Genomic DNA, 4,529 nt, shown 5'->3' with positions numbered 1-4,529 from the left:
CCCGGACGCCTTCGCCGAGCTGCGCGCCAAGAGCCCGCGCTTCGCCCGCGCGCTGGCGATGGCCGCGCATGCCGCCGCGGCGAGCGACCTCGGCGTGCTGCGCGCGGCGGTGGACACGCTCGATCCCGGCCCCTGGCTCGACCGCGCCGGCGCGACCTCTCGCCCCGGACGACGGGAGGAGCTGATGGCTGTGGCCGAGGCGCTGGAGCGGCTGGACCTCTCCGCCCCGGTGCGACGGATGTTCCGCCGCCTGCAGGCCGACCACCTGGCGCTGCGCGCCGCCTGGCCGGACCTGCCGCGCATGGCGGACAGGCTGGTGCTGCTGCATGCGCTGCGGCTGGCCCTGATCCACCGGATCTGGCTGCTGGCGGTGAAGCTGCCGGAGTTCAGCCCGCGCCACGGCGCGACGCGCGAGGGCGTGCTGCGCGGCATCCTGCAGCTGGACGTGGAGCGGGCGCTCGCCTTGCTCGGCGAGGTGTTCCCCGCCGCCGCCGACCCCTCCGCGGGCCTGGATTTCGCCGAACCCGCTCCGCCGCGCGAGGGGGCGAGCTATGCGCGGGAGCATGCCGACCTGTTCGCGCCGATGGGGGCGCTCTTCGCGCTGGTGCGGGAATGCTCGGCCGCGATCGCGCACGAGGTCGGCGCCTTCGGCTGAGCGCCGCTTGCGAAGGCGTTCATGACAAAGCTATGACGTTTTGATGACGGCGCGGAATGCGCCGCGTGGAGGAAGATCGTCATGCGCCAGACGCGCCGTTCCCTGTTTGCAGCTGGTGCGGCCGCGGCCGCCGCCGGCACGCTGCCTTCCACCCCGGTCCAGGCCCAGGCCCCTGCCCCCGCCCCGACCCAGGCGGCCACTGGCAATGTCATCTTCTGCCATCCCGACGGAGCGGGGCTGAATGTGTGGAACGCGATCCGCATGGTCACCGTCGGCCCGGACGGGCGCACCAACTGGGACCGGCTGCCGGCGACCGCGATCTATCTCGGCCACATGAAGGACGCACTGACCGGCACCAGCCATGGCGGCGCGACCACGCATGCCTATGGCGTGAAGGTGCAGGCCGACAGCTTCGGGCAGGATGGCAACACGCCCATCGCCGGCGCGTCCGGCTTCCAGGGCTCCATCGCGCAGGAAGCGATGGCGCGCGGCAAGGCGGTCGGCCTCGTGCAGACCGGCGCCGCCTATGAGCCGGGGACGGCCGCCTTCGTCGCCTCCACCGCGCGGCGCAACAGCCTCGAGGAGATCACGCGGCTCGTCGCCGAGAGCGGCGTGCCGGTGCATCTCGCGGGCGGCGAACGCTGGTACCTGCCGCGCGGCACGCAGGGCCGCTTCGGGGAGGGCGCCCGCACCGATGGCCGCAACCTCGTCGAGGAGCTGCGCGCCAAGGGCTACACGCTGGTCTTCACGAAGGAGGAGCTGGCCGCGCTGCCGCCGACCGCGACGCGGGTCTGGGGCATCTTCGCGCATGACCACACCTTCAACGACCGCAACGAGGAGACGCTCGCCCAGCAGAACCTGCCGCTCTACGTCGAGACGGCGCCGAGCTTCGCAGAGATGGTGCAGGCTGCGCTGGCCATCCTGTCGCGCGCGCCCGGCGGCTTCCTGCTGGTGGCGGAGGAGGAAGGGACCGACAATTTCGGCAACGTGAACAACGCCCGCGGCATGCTGGAGGCCGGCAAGCGCGCCGATGCGGCGATCGGGGTCATCGCCGAGTTCATCGGCCGCAACCCGAACACGCTGATGCTGACCACCGCCGATTCCGATGCCGGCGCGCTGCAGGTGCTTGGCCCGCGCGCGGGCTCGGGCGGCGTCACGCCGGGCCAGCCTTTGGCCGAGCGCGACCGCAACGGCGCGCCGCTCGATGGCGAGAGCGGCACGCGCGGCGTGCCCTTCATCGCCGCGCCCGACCGCAACGGCCAGCGCCTGCCCTTCGCGGTTGCCTGGGCGTCGGTGTCGGACGCCTCCGGCGCGATGCTGGTGCGCGGCATCGGGCTCAACAGCGGTCAGATCACCGGCGTGATGGACAATTCGGAGATATACCGCGTCATGCACCGGACACTGTTCGGCGCGGCGTGATCACCGGCACGGCCCACCCCCTTTCCCGCTTGCGGGAAAGGGGGTGGGCCGTGGATCAGAAGCCCACGCAGCCCTGTCGCGTCGCCACCATCACACTCTCCTGCGCGAAGCGGGCGCGGTAGGCGGCGGCAACCGGAGCAAGGCGCTCCATCGCCTGCGTTGGCGTGCCGCCGGGCAGCGCAACGACCAGCAGCTTGCTGCGCTCGCGCGCGATGCGGCCATCCCGCCCGCGCCACTGACCCGCGGCATCGAGCACGCTGAGCCCATCCGGGAAGGCGGGCGTCACGACCTCGTCCATGAAGCGCGCCCAGTCGGCGTCGCCCACCACCTCGCGCCCGGCGCTGCTGCGGCCGAAGAAGGCTTCGAGCACCGTCGATTGCTGCAGGCCAGGGGGGCAGGCCGGCGGCGCGGCGGCACAGGCGCCGAGCAGCAGCAACAGCAGCGCGGATCCCGTGCGCCTCATGCGGTCGTCGCGAGCAGCACGACGCCGAGGCAGATCAGCCCGATGGCGAACAGCTTCATCGCGTCGAGCGACTCGCCGAAGGCCGCCCAGCCGACGATGGCGATGACCACGTAGCTCGCCGCGGTGGAAGGCAGCGCGACGCTCATCGGGATCTTGCGGAGCGCCACGATGTAGAGCAGCGCCGCGCCGCCGTAGAAGCCGAGGCCGACGATCGTCTGCCAGCGGAACAGCTGGTCCATGAAGCCGGCCGAGGCGGCGACGGACCCAGACGCGCCCGCCTTCAGCAGCACCTGGCCGATCAGCGAGCTCGCGATCGCCGCCGCAAGCGTCAGCCAGGCCGCCGCCATGGCGCTCACGACACCGCCCGCATGCGCGGCTTGTCGGCCGGCTGCGGCTCCGCAGCCGGTTCGGCGGCGATCACCTCCCGGACCACGCCCTGCGGCTTGCCGTTGGCCGAGAGGAAGGCACGGCCGACATATTCGCCGAGCACGCCGAGGATCATGAACTGCACGCCGGCGATGAGCAGCATCACCGTCATGGTGGAGGCCCAGCCGGAGGGCGTGACGCCGATCAGCGCCTCGACGATCACCAGCAGCGCCCCGAGCAGGCCGAGGACGCCCATGGCGACGCCGGCCAGGATCGCGAGCCGGAGCGGCAGGACGGAGAAGTTCGTCGCCAGGTTCAGCCACAGCAGCACCAGGCGCTTGAGCGTATAGTTGCTGCGCCCCTCGGCGCGCGGCAGGTGCCGCACCTCGATGGAGTCGAGCCGCTGCGTCACCTGCATCAGCAGCCCGTCCACGTAGGGGTACGGGCCGCGATACTTCGTGACCTCGCGCACCGCCAGCGCCGACATGCAGCGGAAGGAGGAGAGATAGAGCCCCTTCGGCTTGTCGAGCAGCAGGTCCGCCACGCCGTTGGCGAAGCGGCTGCCGAGGTTGCGCCAGCCCTCGTGCTCCTTCTTGGCGTAGCGCGTGTAGACCACGTCCCAGTTCCCGAGCCGCGCGTGGTCGTAGAGCTTGAGGACCTCCTCCGGCGGGTTCTGCAGGTCGTCGTCCATGGTGATCACGTAGCGGCCGCGCGCATGGCGCAGCCCGGTCATGACCGCATTGTGCTCGCCGAAATTGCGCGCGTGCTCGATGTAGGTCAGCGGCACGCTGGCGGTGCGGGCGAGCTCGCGGCAGACCTCGCCCGAATTGTCCGGGCTGCCGTCGTTCACCAGGACGATCTCGATCCCGCCATCCGGCTTCAGGTCGGACAGCGCGGCGACCAGGGCGCCGATCGTCGCCGCGCCGCGATAGACCGGCACGACGATCGAGAGCCCGATCGGAGAGGCGGGTTCGGTCAAGGCAGTCTCCATCACGGCCGCGTGGCCGTCAGCAGCACGGATCCGCCGCAGGGCATCGGCACGCCGCGCGCGCCGAGCCAGCGCTCGGCTTCCGACACGGCGAGCAGGGTGCGGTCGATCCAGGGTGGGAAGTCGGTCACGTCGCTCGGCGCATCGGGCCGACGGTGCAGCACCTTGCGCTGCAGCGCCATGAGCGGAAGCAGCAGCCCGTTCCAGTAGCGCGCGGAGATCGCAGCGAACCCGGCGGCGTCCAGCAGGCGTCGCGCGCCGGTCGCAGTGAAGCGGCGGGCGTTGTGGACGCGCACGTCATGCGCGCTGCGCAGCCATTCATACGCGGGCAGGTTGAGAACCAGCGTGCCGCCCGGCCGCAGCACGCGATGCAGCTCGGAGAGCGCCTGCGCCGGATCGACCCCGGCATGGCAGATCACATCGATGCTGATGGCGGCCCCGAAGCTCGCATCCGGGAAGGGAAGCCGGTTGGTGTCGCCCGCTGTGACCGGCCGGCCCGACTTGCGGGCGGCCCGCAACGCCGCGGAGGGCATGAAGTCGAGCCCGACAGCCCCGCGCGCCGGCCAGGCCTGGGCCAGCACCCGCAGCAGCCCGCCGGTGCCGCAGCCGGCGTCCAGCAGGGGGCCCGACGCGCCGGG

General features: G+C 72.1%; 5 protein-coding genes and 1 pseudogene. 2 read left to right on the top strand and 4 right to left on the bottom strand.

All coding sequences use genetic code 11. The annotated features are described in order from the left end of the window. Both L2I40_RS19450 and L2I40_RS19445 read left to right on the top strand, forming a co-directional pair. Nucleotides 1-655: pseudogene (locus tag L2I40_RS19450) on the top strand (phosphoenolpyruvate carboxylase); the annotation flags it as partial. 81 nt (nucleotides 656-736) lie between these two features. Beyond that, nucleotides 737-2,074 (top strand): alkaline phosphatase, encoded by a 1,338-nt coding sequence (locus L2I40_RS19445; RefSeq protein ID WP_237216839.1) that lies wholly within the window; start codon nucleotides 737-739, stop codon nucleotides 2,072-2,074. Between the two features lie 55 nt (nucleotides 2,075-2,129). On the opposite strand, the gene L2I40_RS19440 is transcribed toward L2I40_RS19445, so the two are convergent. The 4 genes from L2I40_RS19440 to L2I40_RS19425 form a co-directional block, all read right to left on the bottom strand. Beyond that, the gene (locus L2I40_RS19440; protein WP_237216838.1) at nucleotides 2,130-2,537 is read right to left on the bottom strand and encodes a DUF3574 domain-containing protein; all 408 of its coding nucleotides are present in this window, start codon (nucleotides 2,535-2,537) and stop codon (nucleotides 2,130-2,132) included. After that, a complete protein-coding gene (locus L2I40_RS19435) occupies nucleotides 2,534-2,884 on the bottom strand; it encodes a DMT family transporter (protein ID WP_237216840.1) in 351 nt (116 codons plus the stop codon). Before L2I40_RS19435 ends, L2I40_RS19440 begins: the two co-directional genes overlap by 4 nt. A gap of 5 nt (nucleotides 2,885-2,889) precedes the next feature. Beyond that, nucleotides 2,890-3,882: a glycosyltransferase family 2 protein gene (locus tag L2I40_RS19430; RefSeq protein ID WP_237216837.1), complete on the bottom strand. Its 993-nt coding sequence runs from the start codon at nucleotides 3,880-3,882 to the stop codon at nucleotides 2,890-2,892. An 11-nt stretch (nucleotides 3,883-3,893) separates the two neighbouring features. Further along, nucleotides 3,894-4,529: class I SAM-dependent methyltransferase (locus tag L2I40_RS19425; protein WP_237216836.1), on the bottom strand; the 636-nt coding region annotated here is incomplete at its 5' end.

This window comes from Falsiroseomonas oryziterrae (genome assembly GCF_021864505.1).
Taxonomy (GTDB): domain Bacteria; phylum Pseudomonadota; class Alphaproteobacteria; order Acetobacterales; family Acetobacteraceae; genus Falsiroseomonas; species Falsiroseomonas oryziterrae.
Note: the sequence above shows the minus strand (reverse complement) of the source record. Positions and strands in the feature narration are given on the sequence as shown.